The sequence below is a fragment of the Bacillus sp. FSL K6-1005 genome, from assembly GCF_038000225.1.
Taxonomy (GTDB): Bacteria; Bacillota; Bacilli; order Bacillales; family Bacillaceae; genus Bacillus; species Bacillus mojavensis.
Window position 1 is genome coordinate 1189791 of the sequence record NZ_JBBOBP010000001.1, and the last position, 26585, is coordinate 1216375.

At 44.0% G+C, this 26585-nt stretch carries 33 protein-coding genes; 29 read left to right on the top strand and 4 right to left on the bottom strand.

Annotated elements, in window-relative coordinates:
• Positions 1-83: 83 nt before the first annotated feature.
• Positions 84-308 (top strand): YqkE family protein, encoded by a 225-nt coding sequence (locus tag NST16_RS06160; protein ID WP_010334821.1) that lies wholly within the window; start codon positions 84-86, stop codon positions 306-308.
• Between the two features lie 29 nt (positions 309-337).
• On the opposite strand, the gene NST16_RS06165 is transcribed toward NST16_RS06160, so the two are convergent.
• A complete protein-coding gene (locus NST16_RS06165; RefSeq protein ID WP_340884867.1) occupies positions 338-1258 on the bottom strand; it encodes an aldo/keto reductase in 921 nt (306 codons plus the stop codon).
• A 62-nt stretch (positions 1259-1320) separates the two neighbouring features.
• The gene (gene mciZ / locus NST16_RS06170; RefSeq protein ID WP_168748167.1) at positions 1321-1443 is read right to left on the bottom strand and encodes a Z-ring formation inhibitor MciZ; all 123 of its coding nucleotides are present in this window, start codon (positions 1441-1443) and stop codon (positions 1321-1323) included.
• A 73-nt stretch (positions 1444-1516) separates the two neighbouring features.
• Between mciZ and nudF the strand changes: the two genes are divergently transcribed.
• Both nudF and NST16_RS06180 read left to right on the top strand, forming a co-directional pair.
• A complete protein-coding gene (nudF, locus tag NST16_RS06175) occupies positions 1517-2068 on the top strand; it encodes an ADP-ribose pyrophosphatase (protein ID WP_340884871.1) in 552 nt (183 codons plus the stop codon).
• A 2-nt stretch (positions 2069-2070) separates the two neighbouring features.
• Positions 2071-3234, top strand: a complete 1164-nt coding sequence (locus tag NST16_RS06180; protein ID WP_340884873.1) for a TIGR00375 family protein — start codon at positions 2071-2073, stop codon at positions 3232-3234.
• A 7-nt stretch (positions 3235-3241) separates the two neighbouring features.
• Here NST16_RS06180 and NST16_RS06185 read toward each other — a convergent pair whose 3' ends face one another.
• Positions 3242-3586: a helix-turn-helix domain-containing protein gene (locus tag NST16_RS06185; RefSeq protein ID WP_229146985.1), complete on the bottom strand. Its 345-nt coding sequence runs from the start codon at positions 3584-3586 to the stop codon at positions 3242-3244.
• A gap of 182 nt (positions 3587-3768) precedes the next feature.
• On the opposite strand from NST16_RS06185, the gene ansA reads away from it, so the two are divergent.
• The 23 genes from ansA to lysA all read left to right on the top strand — a co-directional run bounded on the left by ansA (position 3769) and on the right by lysA (position 23661).
• The gene (gene ansA / locus NST16_RS06190) at positions 3769-4758 is read left to right on the top strand and encodes an asparaginase (protein WP_229146986.1); all 990 of its coding nucleotides are present in this window, start codon (positions 3769-3771) and stop codon (positions 4756-4758) included.
• A gap of 46 nt (positions 4759-4804) precedes the next feature.
• A complete protein-coding gene (aspA, locus tag NST16_RS06195) occupies positions 4805-6232 on the top strand; it encodes an aspartate ammonia-lyase (RefSeq protein ID WP_010334814.1) in 1428 nt (475 codons plus the stop codon).
• 141 nt (positions 6233-6373) lie between these two features.
• Positions 6374-7780, top strand: a complete 1407-nt coding sequence (gene mleN / locus NST16_RS06200) for a malate-H+/Na+-lactate antiporter MleN (RefSeq protein ID WP_340884880.1) — start codon at positions 6374-6376, stop codon at positions 7778-7780.
• A gap of 15 nt (positions 7781-7795) precedes the next feature.
• The gene (locus tag NST16_RS06205) at positions 7796-9118 is read left to right on the top strand and encodes an NAD-dependent malic enzyme (protein ID WP_229146989.1); all 1323 of its coding nucleotides are present in this window, start codon (positions 7796-7798) and stop codon (positions 9116-9118) included.
• Between the two features lie 112 nt (positions 9119-9230).
• Positions 9231-9452 (top strand): hypothetical protein, encoded by a 222-nt coding sequence (locus NST16_RS06210; RefSeq protein WP_168748162.1) that lies wholly within the window; start codon positions 9231-9233, stop codon positions 9450-9452.
• 97 nt (positions 9453-9549) lie between these two features.
• Positions 9550-10194: a stage II sporulation protein M gene (gene spoIIM / locus NST16_RS06215; RefSeq protein WP_010334810.1), complete on the top strand. Its 645-nt coding sequence runs from the start codon at positions 9550-9552 to the stop codon at positions 10192-10194.
• A 112-nt stretch (positions 10195-10306) separates the two neighbouring features.
• On the top strand, positions 10307-10756 hold the full coding sequence (gene fur, locus NST16_RS06220; protein ID WP_010334809.1) for a ferric iron uptake transcriptional regulator: 450 nt from the start codon (positions 10307-10309) through the stop codon (positions 10754-10756).
• Positions 10757-10880: 124 nt separating this feature from the next.
• On the top strand, positions 10881-11108 hold the full coding sequence (locus tag NST16_RS06225) for a YqzK family protein (RefSeq protein ID WP_010334808.1): 228 nt from the start codon (positions 10881-10883) through the stop codon (positions 11106-11108).
• 7 nt (positions 11109-11115) lie between these two features.
• Positions 11116-12006 carry a site-specific tyrosine recombinase XerD gene (xerD, locus tag NST16_RS06230; RefSeq protein WP_340884890.1) on the top strand — a complete coding sequence of 297 codons (891 nt, stop codon included), beginning with the start codon at positions 11116-11118 and terminating at the stop codon, positions 12004-12006.
• Between the two features lie 160 nt (positions 12007-12166).
• Positions 12167-13351 (top strand): phosphopentomutase, encoded by a 1185-nt coding sequence (deoB, locus tag NST16_RS06235; RefSeq protein WP_340884894.1) that lies wholly within the window; start codon positions 12167-12169, stop codon positions 13349-13351.
• Positions 13352-13363: 12 nt separating this feature from the next.
• The gene (locus NST16_RS06240; protein WP_229146999.1) at positions 13364-14179 is read left to right on the top strand and encodes a purine nucleoside phosphorylase I, inosine and guanosine-specific; all 816 of its coding nucleotides are present in this window, start codon (positions 13364-13366) and stop codon (positions 14177-14179) included.
• A gap of 156 nt (positions 14180-14335) precedes the next feature.
• Complete coding sequence (locus tag NST16_RS06245; RefSeq protein ID WP_010334805.1) at positions 14336-15505, top strand: D-alanyl-D-alanine carboxypeptidase family protein; 1170 nt, start codon at positions 14336-14338, stop codon at positions 15503-15505.
• Between the two features lie 95 nt (positions 15506-15600).
• Positions 15601-15954 (top strand): anti-sigma F factor antagonist, encoded by a 354-nt coding sequence (gene spoIIAA, locus NST16_RS06250; RefSeq protein WP_010334804.1) that lies wholly within the window; start codon positions 15601-15603, stop codon positions 15952-15954.
• Positions 15951-16391: an anti-sigma F factor gene (gene spoIIAB, locus NST16_RS06255; protein WP_010334803.1), complete on the top strand. Its 441-nt coding sequence runs from the start codon at positions 15951-15953 to the stop codon at positions 16389-16391. The genes spoIIAA and spoIIAB overlap by 4 nt, the downstream gene beginning before the upstream one ends.
• An 11-nt stretch (positions 16392-16402) precedes the next feature.
• Positions 16403-17170, top strand: a complete 768-nt coding sequence (sigF, locus tag NST16_RS06260; RefSeq protein ID WP_010334802.1) for an RNA polymerase sporulation sigma factor SigF — start codon at positions 16403-16405, stop codon at positions 17168-17170.
• A 127-nt stretch (positions 17171-17297) separates the two neighbouring features.
• Positions 17298-17918, top strand: a complete 621-nt coding sequence (gene spoVAA, locus NST16_RS06265) for a stage V sporulation protein SpoVAA (protein ID WP_229147001.1) — start codon at positions 17298-17300, stop codon at positions 17916-17918.
• Complete coding sequence (gene spoVAB / locus NST16_RS06270) at positions 17908-18333, top strand: stage V sporulation protein SpoVAB (protein ID WP_010334800.1); 426 nt, start codon at positions 17908-17910, stop codon at positions 18331-18333. The genes spoVAA and spoVAB overlap by 11 nt, the downstream gene beginning before the upstream one ends.
• 12 nt (positions 18334-18345) lie before the next feature.
• On the top strand, positions 18346-18798 hold the full coding sequence (spoVAC, locus tag NST16_RS06275; protein WP_010334799.1) for a stage V sporulation protein AC: 453 nt from the start codon (positions 18346-18348) through the stop codon (positions 18796-18798).
• Positions 18799-18810: 12 nt separating this feature from the next.
• Positions 18811-19827 (top strand): stage V sporulation protein AD, encoded by a 1017-nt coding sequence (spoVAD, locus tag NST16_RS06280; protein WP_010334798.1) that lies wholly within the window; start codon positions 18811-18813, stop codon positions 19825-19827.
• On the top strand, positions 19828-20178 hold the full coding sequence (gene spoVAE, locus NST16_RS06285) for a stage V sporulation protein AE (protein ID WP_003230467.1): 351 nt from the start codon (positions 19828-19830) through the stop codon (positions 20176-20178).
• A 7-nt stretch (positions 20179-20185) separates the two neighbouring features.
• On the top strand, positions 20186-20803 hold the full coding sequence (gene spoVAEA, locus NST16_RS06290; RefSeq protein WP_010334797.1) for a stage V sporulation protein SpoVABEA: 618 nt from the start codon (positions 20186-20188) through the stop codon (positions 20801-20803).
• Positions 20748-22235, top strand: coding sequence for a spore germination protein SpoVAF (gene spoVAF / locus NST16_RS06295; protein ID WP_340884905.1), 1488 nt, complete (start codon positions 20748-20750; stop codon positions 22233-22235). The genes spoVAEA and spoVAF overlap by 56 nt, the downstream gene beginning before the upstream one ends.
• 106 nt (positions 22236-22341) lie before the next feature.
• Positions 22342-23661 carry a diaminopimelate decarboxylase gene (gene lysA, locus NST16_RS06300; RefSeq protein ID WP_340888295.1) on the top strand — a complete coding sequence of 440 codons (1320 nt, stop codon included), beginning with the start codon at positions 22342-22344 and terminating at the stop codon, positions 23659-23661.
• Positions 23662-23689: 28 nt separating this feature from the next.
• Here the strand turns inward: lysA and NST16_RS06305 are convergent, their stop codons facing one another.
• A complete protein-coding gene (locus NST16_RS06305; RefSeq protein ID WP_059336647.1) occupies positions 23690-24562 on the bottom strand; it encodes a DUF1002 domain-containing protein in 873 nt (290 codons plus the stop codon).
• Positions 24563-24821: 259 nt separating this feature from the next.
• On the opposite strand from NST16_RS06305, the gene NST16_RS06310 reads away from it, so the two are divergent.
• From NST16_RS06310 to sipS, 3 genes are all read left to right on the top strand, one after another.
• Positions 24822-25253: a peptidylprolyl isomerase gene (locus NST16_RS06310; protein WP_003223931.1), complete on the top strand. Its 432-nt coding sequence runs from the start codon at positions 24822-24824 to the stop codon at positions 25251-25253.
• Between the two features lie 306 nt (positions 25254-25559).
• Complete coding sequence (locus tag NST16_RS06315; protein ID WP_010334793.1) at positions 25560-25766, top strand: zinc ribbon domain-containing protein; 207 nt, start codon at positions 25560-25562, stop codon at positions 25764-25766.
• A 155-nt stretch (positions 25767-25921) separates the two neighbouring features.
• Positions 25922-26476, top strand: a complete 555-nt coding sequence (sipS, locus tag NST16_RS06320) for a signal peptidase I sipS (RefSeq protein ID WP_268505030.1) — start codon at positions 25922-25924, stop codon at positions 26474-26476.
• Positions 26477-26585 lie beyond the last annotated feature (109 nt).

Below are 26585 nucleotides of genomic sequence, written 5' to 3' on the forward strand. Positions count from 1 at the left end.
CGTTTTTATGAAGAGAGTCTTCTTGTTCAGCCTGAATCTCCATGATAAACTGGCTTCAAAACAAAAACACGGGGGAAGCGAGCATGAAAAAACAAAAATCTGCTGACAAACACCAGTTAAAGGACGATCTTCAATCCGATATAAAAGAAAAGCTGATGCAGATGAAAAGCCAATTGAAGGATGAGGATGAGAAGAGACAGGAAAGAAAGAAAGCGGAACAGATCAGAAAGAAAAAGGAGATCGAAAAAAACAAAAGCTTTGAACAGCTCCTCAATGAAAGCCAGCTCGATTGGCATCAATACAAATAAACCAGCACCCGGTCAGGTGCTGGTTTTCTTTATGAACGGTGCGCTTGGTAAACGTCTTGTTTCGTATAGAATTGAAGCGCTTTGATTTCCTGCTCGCTTAAGCGCCGCGCGTTTGCAGCCTGAACATTTTCCTTCAGTTGCTCTAACTTGCTGGCACCGGTGATTACTGAGGCCACTGCCGGCTGCGCTAAAAGATACTGCAGCGACATTTCCGTCATGGTGAGGTCTGGAGCAACGCCGGCCATTGACTTACGGGCCTCTGCCAATTCTTCATAGGAATATGATAAGTACCCGTTTTGTTTCATGGTCTCCGAAGCTTGTTCAAGCGGTTTCTCAGTCAGCAGCCCTTTAGCGACCGGCCCCCTTGCCACGACACTGATCTGATGTTCCTCTAAAAGCGGGAGCCATTCCTCCGGCCGTCTGTCAAACAGGCTGAATTGCATCATAATGCTGACGATATTTGATTTTTTCACATATTCTTTAATGACGTTCGGGCGAATAGAAGAAATTCCATAATAACGAATGACACCTTCTTGTTTTAATTCTTCAAATGCCTCAATCGTTTCGTCAATGTTGTCTTCTATTGTGCCACCGTGAAGCTGATACAGATCGATATAATCCGTTTTCAGACGTGCTAAGCTCTTTTTCACTGCCTCTTTTATGTAAGCTTTTGAAGGGTCCCAATACCAGCCGTCATTTTTGTCACTCCACCGGTTTCCGGCTTTTGTGGCCAAAATGATGTCCTGGCGTCTGTTTTGAATTGCTTTGCCGACGATTTCTTCATTGCGGCCGCGATCATACAAATCAGCTGTGTCTAAATAGTTGATGCCAAGCTCAATGGCTTCATCAAGGATCGACAGCGCTCTATTTGTTTCTGTTCCAAGGGACATACAGCCAAGTCCGACTTCGCTTATTTCTAAATCAGATGAACCTAGTTTGCGCTTTCTCATGTGCACACTCCTTTTTTAGGCTTTGTAATGACCGTAATATAAAGGAGCGGAGTTTTCAACTTTTACGGCTCGGAAATCCAATCTTTCACATACCGGAATGTGCGCCCGTATTCCTTGAGCTTCGCCCGCACCTCCCAGGATTTCCCCACTAAAACGACGCCCTTTTGCATACGGTATACTTTCATAAAGGAGCCCCCTTTTCTCTAGTATGATAAAATGTATGGGGCATGATATAGAGACAGAACGGGAGATGAAGAAATGAAACACTTAGAAGAGAAAACAATTGCTAAAGAACAGATCTTTTCGGGTAAAGTTATTGATCTTTATGTAGAGGACGTCGAGCTCCCTAACGGAAAAACGAGTAAACGCGAAATTGTAAAACACCCTGGTGCGGTAGCGGTGCTGGCTGTCACAGACGAAGGGAAAATCATAATGGTGAAACAATTCCGGAAGCCCCTGGAACGGACGATCGTTGAAATACCGGCCGGAAAGCTGGAAAAAGGAGAAGAGCCGGAGTATACGGCGCTTCGGGAGCTGGAAGAAGAAACAGGATACACAGCGAAAAAGCTGACTAAAATGACAGCATTCTATACATCGCCCGGTTTTGCCGATGAAATTGTCCACGTTTTTCTTGCGGAAGAGCTGACTGTGCTTGAAGAAAAACGGGAACTAGATGAGGACGAGTTTGTTGAAGTGATGGAGGTGACGCTTGAAGACGCACTAAAGCTGGTTGAGTCGCGCGAGGTTTACGATGCGAAGACAGCCTATGCGATTCAATATCTTCAGCTGAAAGAAGCGCTGCAAGCATAAAAATGAAAAAGATTTACGCGGATTTACACATCCATATCGGTCGGACCTATACAGGAAGGGCTGTCAAAATAACAGGTGCAAAAACGCTGACGCTGGACCGGATTTTGGTTGAGGCCAGTGAATATAAAGGGATTGAACTTCTCGGAATTATTGACTGCCATTCTCCGGAAGTCATAATAGAGCTTGAGGAAGGCATTGCTTCAGGCAGGTATCACGAGCTTGAGGGCGGCGGAGTCCGTTATCACAGCACAACTCTTTTATTGGGAAGCGAGCTGGAGATTTACGATGAAGCATGCAGCGGGCCAATTCATGTGCTTGCTTTTATGCCGACACTTGCTGATATGAAACAATTTTCAGCCTGGCTTTCAGCACGGATGAAAAATATTCACTTAAGTTCACAGCGGATATACGAAACAGGCTTGAATCTTCAAAAAAAAGTTAAAGAAATGGGCGGATTGTTTATCCCCGCCCATATTTTCACGCCCCACAAAAGCTTGTACGGAAAAGGCGTTAAGTCAACTTTAACTGAGGTTTTTGATTCTTCTATGATAGATGCTGTCGAGCTTGGTTTAAGCTGTGACACACCTATGGCTTCACGGGTATCTGAATTGAATAAATATTCATTTTTAACAAATTCTGATGCGCATTCCTTAGGGAAGATCGGCAGAGAATATAATGAACTATATGTGGCCTCAGCTGATTTTTCTGAGTTCGCTCTCGCATTAAAGGGGCAGGATAACAGGAAAATTACCGCAAATTACGGATTAGATCCGCTGTTGGGAAAGTATTATCAAACGGCTTGTGAAGTATGTGGAGAGCGTACTGAGAGCGGGGCAACGGCGTGCGCGGAATGCGGAAGTGCCAGATTGACAAAGGGTGTCAGCGAAAGGCTGTGCGAACTGAGTGATCAGTCTGGAAAGGGCATAGCGCGTCCTAGGTATGTCCACCAAATTCCGCTGCAATTTGTGCCGGGTGTCGGACCGAAAACCCTGGACAAGCTAAAAACGGCCTTTGGTACAGAAATGGCTGTTCTTCATGAGACTTCAGAGGAGGATCTGGCTCGGGTTGTTCCGCCGAAAACCGCCGCTCTTATTGTGAAAGCGAGGTCAGGAAAGCTTGAACTGAAAGCCGGAGGAGGAGGAACCTACGGGAAAGTTAAGTCGTGAGTGAAAATTAACTCAGTTCCTCCTGAACTTTTCTCTTTGTCCGGATAAAGGTGATCAGCTGTATTATTTCGTCTTCAGACAGCGGCTTGCCGTCAACAGCAATGTCAAGGCTGCTCCACGTGGTCAATTCAATGGTCTGAGGAGCAGTCTGCTTTTGTTTTGTGCGGCCTAAGAGATCATCGCAGGTTGTATCAAAAAGGTCTGCCAGCATTGCCAGGGCCTCAAGCGAAGGGCGGCGGTAGCCTGACTCGTATCCCGCGTATGTGCTTTTTGCGATACCCAGGAGGTCAGCCGTATATTGAAGCGACCAATTTTTCTTTTTTCTCAATTCAGTTAAACGATCTAAATTCATGGACTTCCGCTCCTTTTTCAACTTGAGCTGATTATATCATATAGGTATTCGGAAGTGTACGCGAATTGAATAATAATGTCTTGCGTATTTTATTTTCCGTGTCTATAATTGCATTAAAAGTATGCGAAAAGCGAATGCCTTCTCGCAAACCCATCTTTAGATATAGTGAAGAGGTGTATGGTATGAAAAAATTATTGATGTTGACAACTGGGGGAACGATCGCTTCAGTTGAAGGGGAAAACGGACTTGCCCCGGGGGTGAAGGCTGACGAGTTGTTAAGTTACGTATCAAAACTTGATAACGATTACACGATGGAAACCCAATCGCTTATGAATATAGACAGCACCAATATGCAGCCTGAATACTGGGTGGAGATAGCGGAAGCTGTTAAGCAAAATTATGATGCCTATGACGGGTTTGTTATTACTCATGGTACAGATACAATGGCCTATACATCTGCCGCATTATCTTATATGCTGCAGCATGCTAAAAAGCCGATTGTAATTACAGGCTCGCAAATTCCAATTACCTTTCAAAAAACAGACGCCAAAAAAAATATTACAGATGCCATTCGCTTTGCCTGTGAAGGCGTAGGTGGGGTTTACGTTGTGTTTGACGGCAGAGTCATCCAGGGAACACGTGCGATCAAGTTAAGAACGAAAAGCTATGACGCGTTTGAAAGCATCAATTATCCATATATCGCTTTTATTACAGAAGACGGGATTGAATACAACAAACAAGTAACGGAACCTGAGAACGACGCCTTCACAGTTGACACTTCACTATGCACCGATGTTTGTCTGCTCAAACTGCATCCGGGCTTAAAGCCGGAAATGCTGGACGCTCTGAAAAGCATGTACAAAGGAATTGTCATCGAAAGTTATGGCAGTGGAGGCGTTCCGTTTGAAGGCAGAGACATTTTGTCCAAAGTGAATGAACTGATTGACAGCGGCATTGTTGTCGTCATTACGACTCAATGCTTGGAAGAAGGCGAAGATATGAGCATTTACGAAGTCGGCCGCAGAGTCAATCAGGACTTAATTATCCGCTCTAGAAACATGAATACAGAAGCAATCGTTCCGAAATTAATGTGGGCACTGGGCCAATCCTCAGATTTGCCGATCGTGAAGAGAATTATGGAAACACCGATTGCCGATGACGTTGTCCTGTAAATTTCGTTAAAACCATAACCATTATAGAGAAAGTAGGTTAAAGATTATGTTAAACGGCCAAAAAGAATACCGGGTGGAAAAAGATTTCCTTGGAGAAAAACAAATTGAAGCAGATGTCTATTACGGCATCCAAACGTTGCGTGCTTCAGAAAACTTTCCGATTACGGGATATAAAATCCATGAAGAAATGATTAACGCACTGGCGATTGTAAAAAAAGCTGCCGCACTTGCAAACATGGATGTAAAACGGCTGTATGAAGGAATTGGCCAAGCTATCGTACAAGCCGCTGACGAGATTCTGGAAGGCAAGTGGCACGACCAGTTTATCGTCGATCCGATTCAAGGCGGCGCTGGTACATCCATGAACATGAATGCGAACGAGGTCATCGGAAATCGCGCGCTTGAAATCATGGGTCATAAAAAGGGAGAATACATCCACTTAAGCCCAAACACACACGTTAATATGTCACAATCAACAAACGATGTATTTCCGACAGCCATTCATATTTCCACACTGAATCTGCTGGAAAAACTGCTGAAGACGATGGAAGACATGCATGGTGTGTTTAAACAAAAAGCCCAGGAATTTGATTCTGTTATTAAGATGGGACGGACTCACCTTCAAGATGCTGTTCCGATTCGCCTTGGCCAGGAATTTGAAGCATACAGCCGTGTTCTTGAGCGTGATATTAAACGTATTAAACAATCCCGGCAGCACCTGTATGAAGTCAACATGGGCGCTACTGCAGTCGGCACAGGACTGAACGCCGATCCTGAATATATCAAACAAGTTGTTAAACATCTTGCTGATATTAGCGGACTGCCTCTTGTCGGCGCTGACCATCTTGTCGATGCAACACAAAATACAGACGCTTACACAGAGGTTTCTGCATCATTAAAAGTCTGCATGATGAACATGTCGAAGATCGCAAACGACCTTCGTTTAATGGCATCGGGACCGCGCGCCGGACTTGCGGAAATTTCTCTGCCTGCCCGCCAGCCGGGATCATCCATCATGCCGGGTAAAGTCAATCCGGTTATGGCGGAGCTCATTAACCAAATTGCGTTCCAGGTGATTGGAAACGATAATACCATCTGCCTAGCTTCAGAAGCAGGTCAGCTTGAATTAAACGTTATGGAGCCAGTGCTTGTCTTTAATCTGCTGCAATCGATCAGCATCATGAACAATGGGTTCCGTTCCTTCACTGACTATTGCTTGAAAGGCATTGAAGCTAATGAAAAACGCTTGAAGCAATACGTAGAAAAAAGCGCTGGAGTTATTACCGCTGTGAATCCGCATCTTGGTTATGAAGCGGCTGCCCGAATCGCCAGGGAAGCGATTATGACAGGCCAATCCGTCCGTGATCTTTGCCTTCAGCATGATGTGCTGACAGAAGAAGAATTGGATATCATTTTAAATCCATACGAGATGACAAAGCCAGGAATTGCTGGAAAAGAGCTATTAGAAAAATAAAATTTAAACAAAATGCAGCTTATTCATCTGTGAATAGCCGGGTGAATAAGCTGTTTACAAGCATAGGGATGAGGAAGTATAGTATACGTGTTGCACTATTTATTGAAAGCGTTTTAGCTTTTTTATTAAGGGGGACTTCTTTTGAAGGATGTAAGATTGCCAACACTATTTGAAATTATTATCGTACTAGGAGCATTTTTAGCACTTGTTCTGTCGTTTACAGTCTTTTTAGACTTGCCAATACAGCTAGCGCTTTTTGTTTCTTGGTTTATTGCAATGATTCTCGGAATCAGACTCGGTTATTCATATAAAGATCTGCAAAACGCGATTGTTCATGGAATATCTAATGGTCTCGAAGCCGTTCTGATTCTCGTTTCAGTCGGAGCACTCATCGGAACATGGATCGCCGGAGGCGTCGTGCCGACCTTAATTTATTATGGATTAGAATTTATTCATCCTAGTATCTTTTTACTCGCAACATTAATTATTTGTTCTATTATGTCTGTGGCGACAGGAACGTCATGGGGAACAGTAGGAACAGCCGGCATCGCCATGATCGCAATTGGTGAAGGCCTCGGAATTCCGCTTCCTCTTGTAGCTGGAGCCATTCTTTCCGGAGCTTACTTCGGGGACAAGCTGTCTCCTCTGTCTGACAGTACAGTTCTGGCTTCTTCATTATCAAAAGTAGATGTATTGGCTCACGTCAGAGCGATGCTTTATTTATCAATACCAGCATATGTGATTACGGCTATTCTCTTTACAGCTGTTGGATTTATGTACGGCGGGAAAAATATTGACCTCGACAAAGTTGAATTTTTGAAATCTTCTTTGCAGAATACATTTGACATTCATATTTGGATGCTGATTCCGGCTGTTGTTGTTATTGTCTTATTAGCGATGAAAAAGCCGTCTATGCCGGTTATCGTAATTGGTGCATTGCTTGGCGCTGTCTGGGCTGCTGTTTTCCAAGACATGAATTTCGCGGATGCGATTGCAACAGCGTACAACGGCTTCTCTATTAAAACAGATGTTGAATTTTTAAACGGCCTCTTAAACCGCGGAGGCATCGTAGGCATGCTCGGTTCTCTCGTCGTGATTATTTTTGGCCTAGGCTTTGGCGGGTTGCTTGAGAAGCTAGGTGTGTTAAAAGTCATTGTTTCATTGTTTGAAAAAAAATTAACATCAGCAGGCAATGTGACATTATCTACGCTGATTGTAGCATTTTTGGCGAACATCTTCGGGTGTGCCATGTATGTATCTCTTATTTTGACACCGAAGATCATGGAAGACAGCTATGACCGTTTGCATCTGGACAGAAGAGTTCTATCCCGTAATTCAGAGGTCGGAGGAACTTTGACTTCAGGTATGGTGCCTTGGTCTGATAACGGCATTTACATGGCCGGGATTTTAGGAGTTTCTACCTTCTCTTATCTGCCGTTTATGTGGCTCAGTTTTGTCGCAATAGGTCTTGCCATTATCTACGGTTATACAGGAAAATGTATATGGTATACGAAAAACGATACAGCTCAAGCTGAAAAACTTGGCTAAGGGGAGGATCACTGAATGATAGCGAAACACATGATTCGGACACTGATGATAGAAACGCCTTCGGTTCCCGGAAATCTCGGAAGAGTGGCAACAGCAATCGGCCTTCTGGGCGGAGACATTGGTGATGTGGAGACGGTTAAAGTCGGACCCAATTACACGATGCGCAATATTACTGTGCAAGTGGAAAACGAAGAACAGCTTCAGGAAGTGATCATGGCTGTTCAGGCTCTTGGCGAAGGGATCAGGCTTCACACGGTATCTGATGAAGTCCTGTCTGCCCATGAAGGCGGAAAAATTCAAATGAAAAGCAAAATGCCAATCCGTTCGCTGGCAGAGCTCGGGCGCGTCTATACTCCTGGGGTAGCAGACGTCTGCAGACTGATCGAGAAAGAACCTGAAAAGGCTGATATCTACACGACAATCAGCAACTCGGTCGCAATTGTAACCGATGGAACAGCGATTCTCGGCCTTGGAAACATCGGCGCTGTGGCGGGAATGCCTGTTATGGAAGGAAAGGCAGCGTTGTTTGATCAGCTGGCAGGGATCAGCGGTATCCCGATTTTGCTGGATACAAGTGATCCTGAAGAAATCATCAATACGGTAAAACATATTTCACCAGGATTTAACGGCATCCTGCTTGAGGATATCGGGTCACCGCATTGCTTCGAAATTGAAGATCGCCTAAAAGAGGAACTCAGTATCCCTGTCATGCACGATGATCAGCATGGAACAGCTGTCGTTACGCTGGCAGCTGCCATTTCGGCATGTAAAAGCGCGGGTGTTGACTTGAAAGAAGCAAAAGTGGGGCAGATCGGCCTCGGCGCAGCGGGCGTAGCCATCTGCCGGATGTTTATGGCTTACGGCGTCAAAGCTGTATGCGGTACAGACAAATCAGAGTCGGCGATGAGTCGTCTTGAGCAATACGGCGGACAGACAGCTGCAAGTATCGAAGAGTTAATGGAAACATGTGATATTGTCATTGCCACAACAGGAGTTCCTGGGTTAATTAAACCTGAATTCGTACGATCTGGCCAGGTCATCTTGGCATTATCCAATCCGAAGCCGGAAATAGAGCCTGAGGCTGCTTTGCAGGCCGGCGCAGCGTATGCAGCTGACGGGCGTTCTGTGAATAATGTGCTTGGCTTCCCGGGTATATTCAGAGGCGCACTGAATGCCAAAAGCAAGGAGATCAATCACGATATGCTTGTGGCGGCAGCAGAGGCCATTGCAGCCTGCACAAAGCCAGGCGATGTGGTTCCGCAGCCGCTGGATTCAAAGGTTCATCACGAAGTGACTGCCGCCGTTGAACGCGCCGCTCTTACAGCGGTCAAACATTAAAATGAAACAGCACCTGGCATGACAGGTGCTGTTTTTACTTACTGGTTCAATACATTTTAATAACAGGTTGCATTTGCTATAATGAATCAAAATGAAATAGGGAGTGATCAACATGGCAAAAAGCCGAGCGAAAAGAAAACGGGAGCATCTGCTTAGAAACAGTGGACGGGACGCCTTATTATCAAGAGGCAGTTCTCCATCCTTCAGCACTCATGAAAGAATGACAAAAAGCAAACAAGACATATTGAATAAAAGAAAGCATAAACACAAAAATCCTTATGATCAAAATGCATTTGATGATAGGGATTTTTTTATGTCCGAAACAGCCGCCTAGCAATCTCTATCGTTTCTTTTTGAAAAAGAGCATGTTTTTCCGTTTCTTTCATACAATCTATTAAATCAAATCAATAGAGCGGGCGGGAGGAAACGATATGCGGAAAATTTCTTATAAGGACATGTTTCTCGGACATGTAAAGGATCATCTCTCACTTTATATATTTGTGTCTGTCCTGTTTTTCATGGGTGTGATTTTTGGCGCTATCATTGTCAACAGCATGACGATCAGCCAGAAAGAAGATTTATATTATTATTTAAGCCAATTTTTTGGACAGCTATCAGACGGAAAACAGGCTAGCTCATCCGATATGTTTTGGCAAAGTATTTTTCATAATGTAAAGTATTTAGGGCTAATGTGGATTTTAGGAATTTCTGTGATTGGCATGCCTATCATTTTCATTATGATTTTTCTAAAAGGAATTGTCGTCGGATTTACTGTAGGGTTTCTCGTCAACCAGATGGGAATCAGCGGTTTTTTCTTATCCTTTGTCTCGGTTTTGCCGCAAAATGTGCTGCTTATTCCGGCTTACCTCATTATGGGCACGTGTGCGATTGCCTTTTCTTTAAAGCTGATCAGGCAGCTGTTTGTCAAACGAAGTCTGCATGATGCGCCGATCCAGTGGTTCGGGCGATATGCCATTGTTCTCCTGATCATTTTATTTTTAGCGCTGATCTCGTCTCTCTTTGAAGCATACATGTCGCCAGTTTTGATGGAAAAGCTGACATCGCGACTTTTTTAAAAACATTATTAAAAGAAAATCATTTTATTTATCAGTTTATAATAATTATAGTTGGAACTCCGCGCTTATTTTGTTATAATGAGTCATGGAATGCGGCGTAGGAGGGAAAGACATGGAAAACCGTATTGATCGAATTAAGAAACAGTTGCACTCATCCAGCTACAAACTTACGCCTCAGCGTGAAGCGACAGTAAGAGTGCTGCTTGAAAACGAAGAAGACCATTTAAGCGCAGAAGATGTATACCTCCTCGTAAAAGAGAAATCTCCTGAGATCGGTCTCGCAACAGTATACCGTACGCTTGAATTACTAACTGAATTAAAAGTCGTTGATAAAATTAACTTTGGAGACGGCGTGTCCCGTTACGATCTTCGTAAGGAGGGTGCAGCTCACTTTCATCACCACTTGGTGTGCATGGAGTGCGGAGCCGTTGATGAAATTGAAGAAGATTTGCTTGAAGACGTAGAAGAAGTCATTGAACGTGATTGGAAATTTAAGATTAAAGATCATAGATTGACGTTTCACGGCATTTGCCACCGCTGCAACGGAAACGATACGGAATAGTCGATGCCGGGCTCGAACCTTTTCTCTTGGGGAAAGGGTTTTTTGCTGTTTCGACGTATAAATCCTTTCTGGTTTGGCATATGGTTTAAATAACAGGAACCATAGAGAAAGGATCGATTGGGACATGGGAAGATTCCTAAAAACGGCTGTTGACACATTGAAGGTTTTTATACTGTTCACAGGTTTTACCGCTCTCTTCTATTATGCTATGATATGGGTAAATCAAGAGTATGAAAACTATCATCGGTACGATAAACCGGAAGGCTCCGCCGTAAAAGTTGTTGAAATGGATGCGGAAGAAAAAGGCGGATGGTTTGACCGGTTAATCTTTTTTTACCAAAACGGGGAGTAGATCTAGAGTGAAAGATCAAATAAAGGATTTCATCCACTACGTCATGGTAGAGAGAGGGCTTTCTCATAATACGGTCGTATCCTATGAGCGTGACTTGAAAAGCTATTCTCTTTACTTAAAAGAAACCCTTCATGCCAACAATTGGAACGATGTGACCCGTATACATATTATCCAATATTTGAAGCACTTGAAGGAGTCGGGGAAATCCGGAAAGACTTCAGCGCGGCATTTGGCATCGATTCGCTCTTTTCATCAATTTTTGCTTAGGGAAAAGGTGACGGACAAAGACCCTTCCGTACATATCGAAACACAAAAAACGGAACGGGTGCTTCCAAAGGTGCTGGCGCTGAACGAGGTTGAACGGCTGTTGGACACGCCTAAGCTTACGAGCCCTTTTGGCTATCGGGATAAAGCGATGCTGGAGCTGCTTTATGCCACAGGTATCCGGGTCAGTGAAATGATCGAATTGAAAACGACGGATGTCCATTTGTCAATGGGATTTGTCCGCTGCTTCGGAAAAGGGAGGAAAGAGCGGATTGTGCCGATCGGTGAAACCGCTGCTTCTGCTATTGAAGAATATATAACGAAAGCCCGCGGGAAACTGCTAAAGAACAAAGTGTCTGACGCTCTCTTTTTAAATCATCACGGAAAGCAGATCAGCCGCCAAGGTTTTTGGAAAAATCTGAAGAAAATTGCGCTCGAAGCCGGAATCAAAAAAGAGCTCACCCCGCATACACTCAGGCATTCCTTTGCAACGCATTTGCTTGAAAACGGGGCTGATTTAAGAGCGGTGCAGGAAATGCTGGGCCATGCGGATATATCTACGACGCAAATCTATACGCATGTGACGAAAACAAGGCTGAAGGATGTGTACAAGCAGTACCATCCGCGCGCCTAGCCGCAGCGGGCTGCGGCTTTTTTCTTTAGGACCGACAGAAAATAATGAAGTTTCTCATTATTTTCAAATGCATTGTCAACGGGAATGAAAACGGTTTATACTTGAGTTGTCAGACCTCTAGGAGATACAATAGACGTATAGAAAAAAGGAGGCTTTTAGGATGCCTGCATACAAATATAATCGTGTGTTTTTAATCGTAATGGATTCAGTTGGAATTGGCGAAGCGCCAGATGCCGCCGACTTTAATGACGTAGGCGCCAATACGCTCGGGCATATTGCTGAGCACATGAACGGACTACATATGCCGAATATGGCAAAACTCGGCCTTGGTCTTATTGGTGATATCAAGGGCGTTGAAAAAACAGAACAGCCACTCGCGTACTATGGAAAAATGCAAGAAGCGTCAAACGGCAAAGATACAATGACAGGCCATTGGGAGATCATGGGCTTATACATTGATAAACCGTTTAAAGTGTTCCCGGAAGGCTTTCCTGATGAGCTGCTTCAGGAGCTGGAAAAAAGATCGGGCCGCAAAATTATCGGAAACAAGCCGGCTTCTGGCACAGCTATTTTGGATGAACTCGGTGAAGAGCATATGGAGACAGGCGCTTTAATTGTGTACACTTCAGCTGACTCTGTACTGCAAATTGCCGCTCACGAAGAAGTCGTTCCGCTTGAAGAACTGTACAGCATTTGTGAAACGGCGAGAGAACTGACGCTTGAACCGAAATATATGGTAGGCCGCATAATCGCACGGCCGTTTGTCGGCGAGCCGGGACATTTCAAACGGACGCCAAACCGCCACGACTATGCGCTTAAGCCGTTTGACCGCACTGTGATGAATGAATTGAAAGACAGCGGCTTAGATGTCATTTCAATCGGAAAAATCTCTGATATTTATGATGGTGAAGGAATTACGTCTTCCCGCAGAACGGTATCCAATATGGACGGAATGGACAAAGTGGTTGACACGCTCGGAGAAAACTTTACGGGTCTGAGCTTTGCAAACCTTGTTGATTTTGATGCCTTATACGGCCATCGCCGTGATCCGGAAGGCTACGGACGCGCACTTGAAGAATTTGATGCTCGTCTTTCGGAAGTATTCGAAAAAATGAAAGATGATGATCTGTTAATCATTACAGCCGACCACGGCAATGATCCGATTCATCATGGAACAGACCATACACGCGAGTATGTGCCGATTCTTGCATACAGCAAAAAACATAAGAAAGCGCAAATGCTGCCGCTTGCAGATACATTTGCTGATATCGGTGCAACCATCGCGGATAATTTTCAAACAAAAAAACCGAAATATGGCAAAAGCTTTTTATCTTTATTACAATAGGGGGACTGTTTCTTGAAAGACAGAATCGAACGCGCAGCCGCTTTTATTAAGCAAAACTTGCCTGAATCACCAAAGATCGGCCTTATTCTAGGCTCAGGTCTTGGTATTTTGGCTGATGAAATCGAAAATCCTGTTAAGTTAAAATATGAGGATATCCCGGAATTCCCGGTATCAACGGTTGAGGGACACGCCGGACAGCTTGTGCTTGGCACACTTGAGGGAGTTAGTGTCATCGCCATGCAGGGCCGCTTTCATTTCTATGAAGGCTATTCAATGGAAAAAGTCACTTTTCCTGTTCGCGTCATGAAAGCGCTTGGTGTCGAGGCTTTGATCGTGACAAATGCGGCAGGGGGCGTAAACACTGAGTTCCGTGCGGGAGACTTAATGATCATTACAGACCACATCAACTTTATGGGGACAAACCCATTAATCGGGCCAAACGAAGCAGATTTCGGCGCCAGATTTCCTGATATGTCGTCAGCCTATGATAAAGATCTTTCCAGCCTGGCTGAAAAAATGGCGAAAGACCTTAACATTCCAATTCAAAAAGGTGTGTATACTGCTGTGACAGGTCCTTCCTACGAAACACCGGCAGAAGTGCGCTTTTTAAGAACGATGGGCTCAGATGCAGTCGGCATGTCTACCGTACCGGAAGTAATTGTGGCAAACCATGCGGGTCTCCGTGTACTCGGCATTTCCTGCATTTCGAACGCAGCAGCCGGAATTTTGGATCAGCCTTTATCTCACGACGAAGTCATGGAAGTGACAGAAAAGGTGAAAGCCGGATTCTTGCAGCTTGTGAAGGCGGTAATTGCTAAGTACGAATAAAAATGGAATCCAGAAAAGATAAGAAGACAGCTGTTTCTAATTGAAACAGCTGTTTTTTTTATGTCGAAAAAGTCCCGAAACATTTTCCAACAGTGGTGTATAAAACCATTCAGCTTGGAAAAAATAAAAAGGATTATGAAATGGAGGGCTTTTGAGATGAAACGTCTTTTATCCACTTTGTTGATTGGTATGATGCTGCTTACATTTGCACCGTCCGCATTTGCAAAACAAGACGGAAAACATACATCGGAGCTTGCTCATGAAGCCAAGTCTGCGGTGCTGATAGAACGTGATACTGGTAAAGTGCTTTACAACAAGAACAGCCGCGAGAGACTGGCGCCTGCAAGTATGACAAAAATTATGACGATGCTTTTAATCATGGAAGCCTTAGACGAAGGAAAAATCAAAATGAGTGATAAGGTCCGTACGAGCGAACATGCGGCTTCAATGGGCGGATCACAGATTTTTCTTGAACCCGGGGAAGAAATGACCGTTAAAGAAATGCTTAAGGGAATTGCGATCGCATCTGGAAATGACGCATCTGTAGCGATGGCAGAATTTATTTCAGGCTCCGAGGATGAATTTGTGAAAAAAATGAACAAAAAAGCGAAAGAGCTGGAATTAAAAGATACATCCTTTAAAAACCCGACCGGCTTGACCGAGGAAGGACATTACAGCTCGGCTTATGACATGGCAATTATGGCTAAGGAATTATTGAAATATGAATCAATCACCAAGTTTACAGGTACGTATGAGGATTATTTACGTGAAAACACAGATAAAAAGTTTTGGTTAGTGAATACTAATCGGCTTATCAAATTTTATCCTGGTGTAGACGGCGTAAAAACCGGCTATACAGGAGAAGCGAAATACTGCCTGACTGCTTCGGCTAAAAAAGGGAACATGCGGGCGATTGCCGTTGTATTCGGGGCAAGCACGCCTAAGGAAAGAAATGCGCAAGTCACAAAGATGCTTGATTATGCTTTTAGCCAATATGAGACACATCCTTTATACAAGCGAAATGAAACGGTAGCAAAAGCAAAGGTCAAAAAAGGGAAACAAAAAGTGATAGAACTCACCACTTCTGAGCCGATTTCCGTATTGACGAAAAAAGGCGAGGATATGAAACATGTGAAAAAAGAAATTAAAATGAACAACAATGTAAGCGCTCCGGTTCAAAAAGGCCAAGAGCTTGGCACGCTGGTGCTGAAAAAGGACGGAAAAGTGCTTGCAGAAAGTCCTGTCGTTGCTAAAGATGATATGGAAAAAGCCGGATACTTAACGTTTTTAAAAAGGGCGATGGGAGATTGGACAAAATTTAAGTAATTATGCCGAATGATCACTAGTTTTGTCACGGTGAAGGAATTCATTCCCCCGAAATCGAAACACTCATTATCCGATCATATCAAGGAGGAATGAGCATGAGCCTTGGAATTGACATGCATGTCAAAGAATCAGTGCTTTGTATTCGATTAACAGGCGAACTCGATCACCATACGGCTGAAACGCTGAAACAAAAAGTAACGGAATCATTGGAAAAGGATGATATTCGTCATATCGTGCTGAATCTGGAGGACCTTTCCTTTATGGACAGTTCGGGGCTTGGCGTTATTTTAGGCAGATACAAACAAATTAAGCAAATTGGCGGGGAAATGGTCGTTTGCGCCATCTCTCCGGCAGTGAAACGGCTGTTTGATATGTCTGGCCTGTTTAAAATTATTCGCTTTGAACAATCTGAGCAGCAGGCACTGCTCACACTGGGGGTGGCATCATGAAAAATGAAATGCACCTTGAATTTTCCGCCCTCAGCCAAAATGAATCGTTTGCGCGTGTCACAGTTGCTTCATTTATTGCACAGCTTGACCCGACCATGGATGAACTCACCGAGATCAAAACTGTGGTGTCAGAAGCGGTGACGAACGCCATCATCCATGGCTATGAAGAGAATGGCGATGGAAAAGTATATATTTCGGTGACGCTGGAAGATCATGTCGTATATATGACCATCCGTGATGAAGGGCTCGGCATTACAGATCTGGAAGAAGCCCGCCAGCCTTTATTCACGACAAAGCCTGAGCTGGAGCGTTCTGGAATGGGCTTTACCATTATGGAAAACTTCATGGATGATGTCAGTATCGATTCATCACCCGAAATGGGGACGACGATTCGCTTAACAAAGCACTTATCAAAAAGCAAAGCGCTTTGTAATTAAGGAGATTTGTTATGGATGTGGAGGTTAAGAAAAACGGTAAGAACGCTCAGCTGAAGGACCATGAAGTAAAAGAATTAATCAAACAGAGCCAAGATGGCGACCAGCAGGCAAGAGACCTCCTCATAGAAAAAAACATGCGTCTTGTTTGGTCTGTCGTACAGCGGTTTTTAAACAGAGGATATGAGCCTGATGACCTCTTTCAGATTGGCTGCATCGGGCTGTTAAAATCTGTTGATAAATTTGATTTAACCTATGATGTGCGGTTCTCGACATATGCAGTGCCGATGATTATCGGCGAAATCCAGCGTTTTATCCGTGATGACGGAACTGTCAAGGTATCAAGATCATTAAAAGAGCTTGGCAACAAAATCCGCCGAGCGAAAGACGAACTTTCAAAAACACTGGGCAGGGTGCCGACCGTACAGGAAATCGCCGAACATTTGGAAATTGAAGCTGAAGATGTCGTGCTTGCCCAAGAGGCAGTAAGAGCTCCGTCTTCAATTCATGAGACAGTTTATGAAAATGACGGAGATCCAATTACCCTTCTTGACCAAATCGCTGATCACTCAGAAGAGAAATGGTTTGACAAAATTGCGCTGAAAGAGGCCATAAGCGATTTAGAAGAAAGAGAAAAATTAATCGTCTATCTTCGGTATTATAAAGATCAGACGCAGTCAGAAGTTGCTGAGCGGCTGGGGATATCCCAGGTGCAGGTATCCAGGCTTGAAAAGAAAATATTAAAGCAGATCAAGGTTCAAATGGATCATACGGAAAGCTAGTCTGTCACTGCAGGCTGGCTTTTTGTTTTGCAAAAGCGTGGTAATTTATGGTCTTTTCAAGCGGATGAATGAGAACAAAATCGAACCACATACTACATATATAACCACCGAAAGATGGTGATCAATGATGGAACGACGACTATTTATCAGGCTTCGCCACCGAGTTTTGGCACATCCGGGGGATATCATAACGGTCGGGGATGCCGCGCAAATAGAAGGGCAGCATCAGCTGAAAAAGAAACTCTCGGCTATGCCGCTTTATCAGGTGAGCGAAAAAGATAAAAATATCGTAATTCTGGATATCATAAAAGTACTCAAAGCCATTCATCAGCAGGATCCCACTCTTGATGTTCAAACTGTGGGCGGAGCTGAAACCATTGTTGAAATTCAATATCAGAAACGGCACATATCAACTGTTCTTTTTATTGGTGTCTGGCTGCTGCTGTTTATCGGATCGTGCCTTGCCATCATGAATTTCCATGAGGATGTCAGCATGGGGGATGTTCATATTGCACTATATGAAATCATAACCGGAGAGCGGAATGACTATCCATATTTACTTCAAATCCCTTACAGCATCGGTTTGGGACTGGGGATGATTGTGTTTTTTAACCACATTTTTAAAAAGCGCCTTAATGAAGAGCCTAGCCCGCTAGAGGTTGAAATGTTTAACTATCAGCTTGATCTCGATCAATATGTGGCCATGCATGAAAATGAAGAAACAATAAAGGACCTGCATGATCGTTAGTGTATTGTTCATCATTTTTGTCGGGCTCGGCGGGGGCATCACGGTCGGGGCTGGTTTCGTGGCTTTTTTAACCGTGATGGGAATCATTCCGCGTCTGATGCAGCTCACCAAAACGATGAGATTTGTTCAAGCTTATGAAGCGGCTGTTATTCTCGGTGCGGTTTGCGGGGGATGGGAAACACTGCATATGCACCATCTCTTTTTATCAAAATGGCTTGCCGTACCGGTCGGGCTGTTGGCCGGAGTATTTGTCGGGATGCTTGCAGCCGCGCTGACAGAAGTGTTAAATGTCCTGCCGATCTTGGCTAAACGAATCGGCCTCAGAAGTAAAATCATTATTCTATTAATGGCCATTGTCATTGGGAAAATCGCGGGATCTTTATTTCATTGGCTGTATTTTATTCATCATCCATAAGGAGGTTTCAATATGACAAACATAAAAGAAAACTACAAATCAAAAGTAAAAACATATCAGCCAAAGCCGCCTTACGTATGGAACTGTGTAAAAGCCTTTCTTGTAGGCGGTTTGATCTGCATGATCGGGCAAGGTCTGCAGAATTTTTATATCCATTTTTTTAATTTTAACGAAAAAACGGCAGGAAACCCTACAGCAGCGACGCTGATTTTATTGTCAGCATTGCTTACCGGCTTGGGTATTTATGACAGAATTGGCCAGTTTGCAGGCGCAGGATCAGCTGTACCTGTCACCGGCTTTGCCAACAGTATGGCAAGCGCGGCTCTTGAGTATAAAAGCGAAGGTTTAGTATTGGGAGTAGCGACAAACATGTTTAAACTGGCGGGAAACGTCATCGTATTCGGTGTTGTGGCTGCTTACATCGTCGGAATGATTCGGTTTGCTTTTGAGAAACTGATGTCATAGGAGGAGAAAGAAATGAAATTAACAGGAAAGCAAACCTGGGTGTTTGAGCATCCCTTATTTGTCAATGCAGCGGGAACAGCAGTAGGGCCTAAGGAAAAAGACGGTCCGCTCGGGTCTTTATATGATAAAACCTATGACGACATGCACTGTAATCAAAAAAGCTGGGAAATGGCTGAAAGACAGCTAATGGAGGACGCCATTAATACGGCGCTGCAAAAAAACAATTTGAAAAAAGATGATATTGATCTTTTGCTTGCAGGCGATCTGTTGAATCAAAATGTAACAGCCAACTATGTGGCAAGGCATCTGAAAATCCCGTTTCTTTGCATGTTTGGCGCATGCTCAACATCAATGGAAACAGTTGCTGTTGCATCTGCCTTAGTCGACGGCGGATTTGCAAATCGGGCGATTGCTGCTACAAGCAGTCACAATGCCACGGCCGAAAGACAGTTCCGCTATCCGACGGAATACGGCGGGCAAAAACCGGATACTGCGACATCTACTGTAACTGGAAGCGGTGCGGTTGTCATCAGTCAAACACCAAGTGATATTCAAATTACAAGTGCAACTGTAGGGAAGGTGGCTGACTTAGGAATTACCGACCCGTTTGATATGGGATCAGCCATGGCTCCTGCTGCTGCTGATACCATTAAACAGCACTTTCAAGACATGAACCGCACAGCAGACGACTACGATCTTATCCTGACAGGAGACCTTTCCGGCGTCGGATCTCCTATTGTGAAAGATATCTTGAAAGAAGAGGGATATCCGGTCGGCACTAAACATGATGATTGCGGGCTTCTAATTTATACACCTGACCAGCAGGTGTTTGCCGGAGGAAGCGGCTGCGCTTGTTCCGCGGTTGTAACCTACTCACATATTTTCAAGCAGCTGCAAGAAGGAAAATTAAACCGTGTTTTCGTAGTAGCAACCGGGGCGCTGTTAAGTCCGACCATGATCCAGCAAAAACAAACCATTCCGACCATCGCACACGGGGTTGTATTTGAACGTGCAGGAGGTGCATCTTAAGTGGACTATCTTTTGGCTTTTGTTTGCGGAGGCGCTATTTGTATTGTCGGGCAGCTGTTGCTGGACATATTTAAATTGACGCCTGCCCATGTTATGACATCCTTTGTCGTCATCGGGGCGATTTTAGATGGTTTTGGCATTTACGATAAATTTATTGAGTTTGCTGGAGGAGGCGCCACGGTTCCGATTGTCAGCTTTGGCCACAGCCTTCTGCACGGTGCCATGCACCAGGCACATATACACGGATTTATCGGAATCGGTATGGGGATATTCGAGCTGACATCTGCCGGTATCTCAGCAGCCATTCTATTCGCCTTTATCGTTGCTGTTATTTTTAAACCGAAAGGATAATGCCGAGATGACGACAAAACGCAAGGTCATTCTGGTAACAGACGGAGATGTGTATGCCGCTAAAACAATTGAATACGCCGCAAGACGAGTTGGAGGGAGATGTATTTCTCAATCAAAAGGCAATCCCTCCACCCGCAGCGGTGCCGAGCTTGTCAGGCTGATTACATCAGCGCCGTATGACCCTGTATTTGTCATGTTTGACGACTCCGGCCTTCAAGGAGAGGGACCGGGAGAAACCGCTCTGACCTATGTGGCCACCCATCCGGCAATTGAAGTGCTCGGTGTAATTGCGGTAGCGTCTAAAACCCATCAAGCTGAGTGGACTAGGGTTGACGTAAGCATTGACCGCAATGGAGAGATAACAGAATACGGCGTGGATAAAATCGGAGAGAGGGAATTTGATGAACACAGAATGAACGGAGATACGGTTTATTGCCTTGATAAACTTGATCTGCCGCTTATCGTCGGTATCGGGGATATTGGCAAAATGGGCAGGAAAGACGATATCTCGAAAGGTTCGCCAATCACCATGAAAGCGGTCGAGTTTATTTTAGAAAGGAGCGGGTATCATGCCGGACAAAAAGGAAGAGAAAATCCGGGTTTATCGGAATCCGGACAAAAATGAAGCTTATTTTAAAAATCGCGTCGGAATGGGGATCAGCTATGATGTAGGTGTACGCAAGCTTACCATTTTAGACAGAGAAGTTCAGTTGTACTATTTGAATGGACTATGTGACACTGCCTTTATCATTCACTTAATGAGAGAGCTTGTTGCGATTAACAACCGGACAGGAAAAGAGGACCCTGAAGAGCTGGTCGATATCGTTGAAAACAGGCTGCTCAACGCTCAGGTCGAAAAAGTAAAAACGCTGGATGAAACCACCGACCAAGTGCTGTCCGGGTTAGTCGCAGTCATTGTCGAAGATGCAGGATTTGCTTTTATCATCGATGTCAGAAGCTATCCCGGAAGAAATCCGGAAGAACCGGATACGGAAAAGGTCGTCAGGGGGGCCAGAGACGGATTTGTTGAAAACATCGTCGTCAATACATCGCTTCTCAGAAGACGGATCAGGGACGAACGCCTTCGTGTCAAAATGACAAAGGTTGGCGAGCGTTCAAAAACGGATCTGAGCATTTGTTATATAGAAGACATTGCAGATCCGGATCTGGTTGATATCGTGGAAAAAGAAATTGCCGCCATTGATGTAGACGGATTAACAATGGCAGACAAAACAGTCGAAGAGTTTATTATCAAACAAAGCTACAACCCGTTTCCGCTCGTCCGTTATACAGAAAGGCCCGATGTGGCGGCCAATCATGTACTTGAAGGCCATGTCGTGATTATAGTAGATACATCGCCGAGTGTGATTATAACGCCGACAACCTTATTCCATCATGTTCAGCATGCTGAAGAATACAGACAGGCTCCTTCTGTGGGAACCTTCTTAAGATGGGTGCGATTTTTCGGCATTCTTGCTTCTACTTTATTTCTTCCCATCTGGTTCCTCTTTGTTCTTCAACCGGATCTGCTGCCAGAGAATCTAAAATTTATCGGGTTGAATAAAGATATGCACATCCCGATCATTCTGCAGATTTTCTTAGCTGATTTAGGAATTGAGTTTCTCAGAATGGCGGCTATTCACACACCGACCGCTTTATCTACCGCAATGGGATTAATTGCCGCGGTTCTAATTGGGCAAATTGCCATTGATGTGGGGCTGTTCTCTCCTGAAGTCATACTGTATGTCTCTCTTGCCGCTATCGGAACCTTTACAACGCCAAGCTATGAATTAAGCCTGGCAAATAAAATGGCCCGTCTTACACTTATGATATTAGTGGCGCTCTTTCATGTAAAAGGGCTCGTTATAGGTTTTACTGTGCTAATTATTGCCATGGCCAGCATAAAATCCCTTCAAACTCCATACTTATGGCCGCTCATTCCGTTTAACGGAAAGGCGCTGTGGCAGGTGCTGATTCGCACGGCGAAACCTGGTGCGAATGTAAGACCAAGCATTGTTCACCCAAGAAATCGCTTAAGGCAGCCTACTAATTCATAATCGCATTGAAACTGACTGAAGAGTATGATAATGTATGTCTTAATTATGAAAGGACAGTCCATAAAACTGTCCTTTTCACCCATAAGCGGAGAAAGAGGGAATGACATTGTTCTTACACGGCACTAGCAGACAAAATCAACATGGGCATTTGGAAATTGGAGGTGTGGACGCTCTCTATTTAGCTGAAACATACGGCACGCCTCTTTACGTGTATGATGTGGCTTTAATACGTGAGCGTGCTAAAAGCTTTAAGCAGGCATTTACAACTGCAGGGCTGACAGCGCAGGTCGCGTATGCGAGCAAGGCATTCTCTTCTGTTGCGATGATTCAGCTTGCTGAGGAAGAAGGGCTTTCCTTAGATGTCGTGTCTGGAGGAGAACTTTACACAGCTGTTGCAGCGGGATTCCCGGCGGAGCGCATCCACTTTCACGGAAATAACAAAAGCAGGGAAGAACTGAGAATGGCACTTGAACACCGTATTGGCTGCATTGTGGTTGATAATTTCTATGAAATCTCCCTTCTTGAAGATTTGTGCAAAGAAACTGGCTACTCAATTGATGTTCTCCTGCGGATCACCCCCGGGGTAGAGGCACATACGCATGACTACATTACAACGGGACAGGAAGATTCAAAGTTTGGTTTTGACCTTCATAACGGACAAACTGAACAGGCGATTGAACAGGTTTTACAGTCAGAACACATTCAGCTGCTGGGGGTTCATTGCCATATCGGTTCACAAATTTTTGATACAGCCGGTTTCGTGCTAGCGGCAGAAAAAATCTTCAAAAAACTTGATGAATGGAGAGAAACTTACTCATTTGTTTCAAAGGTACTGAACCTTGGGGGCGGTTTTGGCATTCGTTACACGGAAGAAGATGAACCGCTTCATGCCACTGAATATGTAGAGAAGATTATCGATGCTGTCAAAACTAATGCAGCCCGCTATGGATTTGACATACCAGAAATTTGGATCGAACCGGGCCGCTCACTTGTAGGAGACGCAGGGACAACACTTTATACAGTCGGTTCCCAAAAAGAAGTGCCTGGTGTCCGGCAGTATGTGGCTGTTGACGGAGGAATGAACGACAATATCCGTCCGGCTCTTTATCAGGCAAAATATGAAGCCGTTACAGCTAACCGCATCGGAGAAGCGCACGATAAAACGGTATCGATTGCCGGCAAATGCTGTGAAAGCGGAGATATGCTCATTTGGGATATAGACCTGCCGGAAATAAAAGAAGGAGATCTGCTGGCTGTTTTTTGTACAGGTGCGTATGGCTACAGCATGGCCAATAATTATAATAGAATTCCAAGGCCGGCCGTTGTATTTGTAGAAAACGGAGAGGCACATTTAGTCGTAAAACGAGAAACGTACGAGGATGTTGTGAAACTGGATCTGCCATTTAAAACGAGTGTGAAGCAATAAAAAAAGCGCCGGAAATTCGGCGCTTTTTTTATTTGAATATAGAAACAATCGCATTCCAGATGGAAACGAAGAAATCAATGACTTTCTGGATAAAGTTCTTGCCTTCATCCGAGTCTAAAAATTTACTAATTTTATCTTTCGCTTTATCAAGCTGGTCACCGACCTGTCCCCAGTCGATATCAACATTTTTCATTTTATTGAACAAGGATACAAGCTGATCCTTTTGGCTGTCTGTCAGTGTGACGTTTAAATCGGAAGCCGCATCATCTACTTTTTTCTCAATATCGGCTTTATTGTCAGGCACACCATTTTTAGCAAACTCTTCTTTTATTTTTGCAATTAGCGCAGCCGCATTTTCGTCACCAATCTTGTCACCAAGCTCTGAGGTCGTCACAAGCTCTTGGTTGGCGACTTGCTTAACGTCTTCAGAAATCGCTTCGTCAGAAGAAACTTCATATGCTTTAATCAAGCCTGTCAAAGCCGCAGTACCGGACACTTCAAACGGAGCGGTAACATAAACCTTCGCGTCCTTAACGCCGGCTGTCATCAAGGCATTGAGGTACATTTCATCCGTAATGCCGCTGATATTATGTGTCTCAACATTCAATCCAGAGCCTTTTTTGGCAATGGTAATAGACGATGACGAAATCGCTCTTGAGCCAATTTGCGCGCTCGGTATATATTTTCCTAAATACTCGTGTTCTTCCTTATTGGTCACGGTTACGGTTGTGGCATTATCAGGGACATTCATTTCATCAAGCACTTTTTGCTTATCTGATTCTGACAAATTTGCGCCAAGTGTCACGATGACATCTCCGACTGCGGCATCCGCGAGACTGACTTTCGGAATCGTCAGCAGCAAAACGGCCGCTGCCAGCATTCCAATCCATATTTTTTTCAAAGCAGTTGACCTCCTTCATTTCACAAGCAACAGTTAAAAGCTGCTTTGCGAGGACCTGAATCATGATGAAAAATACAGTTCCGATAGGTTAGACGGAAATAGAGAGGTTCAGGTTTCATTTTTATTTTGGAGAAAAGCCGGGAGAGTCGTTTTCCCAAAAAAGGTGTGGTATAATAGCCGCGACAAGGAGAGACAAGCCATAATAGATGATACATAAATCTCTCCTTTGAAAATTAAAATAAAGAAAGTGGGCATACAATTGAAAACAGGTTACTTTTTATTAGAAGATGGCAACAAAATTGAATTTGAACTTTATCCGGAAGCAGCACCGGGTACAGTTGCAAACTTTGAAAAGCTTGCAAACGAAGGATTTTACGACGGCCTTACATTCCACCGAGTCATTCCAGGCTTCGTCAGCCAAGGCGGATGCCCGCACGGTACTGGCACAGGCGGTCCCGGATACACAATCAAATGTGAAACAGAAGGAAACCCGCACACACATGAAGCGGGCGCACTCTCTATGGCACACGCAGGAAAAGATACTGGCGGCAGCCAATTTTTCATCGTCCATGAGCCGCAGCCTCATTTAAACGGTGTTCACACTGTATTCGGCAAAGTAACAAGCGGTTTAGAATTCGCGAAAAACATGTCTAACGGTGACGTGATGAAAGAAGTTCGTGTAGAAGGCTAATAGGCAGACAGCAAGCTCCCCGATATGAGGGAGCTTTTTCTTTTCGTTTACAGCCTGATCTGGTTGTGACAGGAAACAAACAGACGTTTTCATGGATTCCGGGATTACCAGGTAGATATAGAAGGCATTGAGAGATTCGAGTTGAATCCTATAGCTATGTTTCGATTGATTGTAAATCCTAACTGTGTTCAATCACCATGGGGAAAATTTAAACAAATTTTAAAGTTGACATGTTTCATCCCAAAAGGCACTTGTAGTAAAATGAAATAATATCAATGTTATTTTTTTGAAAAGGGGCTACGTCTGATGAACAACAAGGGCTGTATAAAATGCGGAAGCACTGAAGCTGGCCAAAAAGAAATTGCCACAACCGGAACCGGATTGTCAAAGTTGTTTGATGTGCAGCATAACCGTTTTCTCGTCGTCTACTGCAAGAAATGCGGATATTCGGAGTTTTATAATAAAGAAACTTCAACTGCCGGCAATATATTGGATTTGTTCTTTGGAGGCTGATTGATTCTTCTTCCGATTTCATTAGGAAATGGGAACAAATTGATTCTGGCAGGAGAATGAATAGATGTGAAAATTCGCTTCAATGGTCCTAATGGGATTTCTTATCGATTCGTGATAACATAAATTGAAGACCGTTGTTTATTGGAGGAAATCAGTTGAAATCGGAAAACGTTTCTAGGAAAAAATCAATATTTGAATGGGCCAAAGCGATTATTATCGCAGTTGTTCTGGCATTACTCATCCGCAATTTTATTTTTGCACCGTATGTCGTTGATGGTGAGTCCATGGAGCCTACCCTTCATGACCATGAAAGAGTATTTGTCAATATGACAGTTAAGTACATAGGCGAGTTTAAGAGAGGGGATATCATCGTACTAAACGGGGATGATGTCCACTATGTCAAGCGGTTGATCGGCCTGCCCGGAGACACAGTCGAAATGAAAAACGACCAGCTTTTTATCAATGGGAAAAAAGTGGCTGAGCCTTATTTGAAGGCAAATAAAAAGCAAGCAAAAGAAAATGGTTATGACCACCTAACTGATGATTTCGGCCCAATCAAAGTGCCTGATAACAAGTATTTTGTTATGGGGGATAACCGCCGAAATTCAATGGACAGCCGAAACGGGCTTGGACTCTTTACGAAAAAACAAATTGCGGGTACGTCAAAGTTTGTTTTCTTCCCATTTAACGACATTCGTAAAACCAACTAAGTATAAGCAGTTTCCTGAAAAGGAACTGCTTTTTTATTCTTTTTCTCATGCATCCCCTAAAACCAGAACATAAATTCGTATATCTATAGAAAAGAAATTTTTGAAGAAA

Bases quoted from the DNA above. Each gene is read 5' to 3' on its own strand.
- NST16_RS06160 (WP_010334821.1), top strand. From the start codon at position 84: ATGAAAAAACAAAAATCTGCTGACAAACACCAGTTAAAGGACGATCTT.
- NST16_RS06165 (WP_340884867.1), bottom strand. From the start codon at position 1,258: ATGAGAAAGCGCAAACTAGGTTCATCTGATTTAGAAATAAGCGAAGTC.
- mciZ (WP_168748167.1), bottom strand. From the start codon at position 1,443: ATGAAAGTATACCGTATGCAAAAGGGCGTCGTTTTAGTGGGGAAATCC.
- nudF (WP_340884871.1), top strand. From the start codon at position 1,517: ATGAAACACTTAGAAGAGAAAACAATTGCTAAAGAACAGATCTTTTCG.
- NST16_RS06180 (WP_340884873.1), top strand. From the start codon at position 2,071: ATGAAAAAGATTTACGCGGATTTACACATCCATATCGGTCGGACCTAT.
- NST16_RS06185 (WP_229146985.1), bottom strand. From the start codon at position 3,586: ATGAATTTAGATCGTTTAACTGAATTGAGAAAAAAGAAAAATTGGTCG.
- ansA (WP_229146986.1), top strand. From the start codon at position 3,769: ATGAAAAAATTATTGATGTTGACAACTGGGGGAACGATCGCTTCAGTT.
- aspA (WP_010334814.1), top strand. From the start codon at position 4,805: ATGTTAAACGGCCAAAAAGAATACCGGGTGGAAAAAGATTTCCTTGGA.
- NST16_RS06205 (WP_229146989.1), top strand. From the start codon at position 7,796: ATGATAGCGAAACACATGATTCGGACACTGATGATAGAAACGCCTTCG.
- NST16_RS06210 (WP_168748162.1), top strand. From the start codon at position 9,231: ATGGCAAAAAGCCGAGCGAAAAGAAAACGGGAGCATCTGCTTAGAAAC.
- spoIIM (WP_010334810.1), top strand. From the start codon at position 9,550: ATGCGGAAAATTTCTTATAAGGACATGTTTCTCGGACATGTAAAGGAT.
- fur (WP_010334809.1), top strand. From the start codon at position 10,307: ATGGAAAACCGTATTGATCGAATTAAGAAACAGTTGCACTCATCCAGC.
- NST16_RS06225 (WP_010334808.1), top strand. From the start codon at position 10,881: ATGGGAAGATTCCTAAAAACGGCTGTTGACACATTGAAGGTTTTTATA.
- deoB (WP_340884894.1), top strand. From the start codon at position 12,167: ATGCCTGCATACAAATATAATCGTGTGTTTTTAATCGTAATGGATTCA.
- NST16_RS06245 (WP_010334805.1), top strand. From the start codon at position 14,336: ATGAAACGTCTTTTATCCACTTTGTTGATTGGTATGATGCTGCTTACA.
- spoIIAA (WP_010334804.1), top strand. From the start codon at position 15,601: ATGAGCCTTGGAATTGACATGCATGTCAAAGAATCAGTGCTTTGTATT.
- spoIIAB (WP_010334803.1), top strand. From the start codon at position 15,951: ATGAAAAATGAAATGCACCTTGAATTTTCCGCCCTCAGCCAAAATGAA.
- sigF (WP_010334802.1), top strand. From the start codon at position 16,403: ATGGATGTGGAGGTTAAGAAAAACGGTAAGAACGCTCAGCTGAAGGAC.
- spoVAA (WP_229147001.1), top strand. From the start codon at position 17,298: ATGGAACGACGACTATTTATCAGGCTTCGCCACCGAGTTTTGGCACAT.
- spoVAB (WP_010334800.1), top strand. From the start codon at position 17,908: ATGATCGTTAGTGTATTGTTCATCATTTTTGTCGGGCTCGGCGGGGGC.
- spoVAC (WP_010334799.1), top strand. From the start codon at position 18,346: ATGACAAACATAAAAGAAAACTACAAATCAAAAGTAAAAACATATCAG.
- spoVAD (WP_010334798.1), top strand. From the start codon at position 18,811: ATGAAATTAACAGGAAAGCAAACCTGGGTGTTTGAGCATCCCTTATTT.
- spoVAEA (WP_010334797.1), top strand. From the start codon at position 20,186: ATGACGACAAAACGCAAGGTCATTCTGGTAACAGACGGAGATGTGTAT.
- spoVAF (WP_340884905.1), top strand. From the start codon at position 20,748: ATGCCGGACAAAAAGGAAGAGAAAATCCGGGTTTATCGGAATCCGGAC.
- NST16_RS06315 (WP_010334793.1), top strand. From the start codon at position 25,560: ATGAACAACAAGGGCTGTATAAAATGCGGAAGCACTGAAGCTGGCCAA.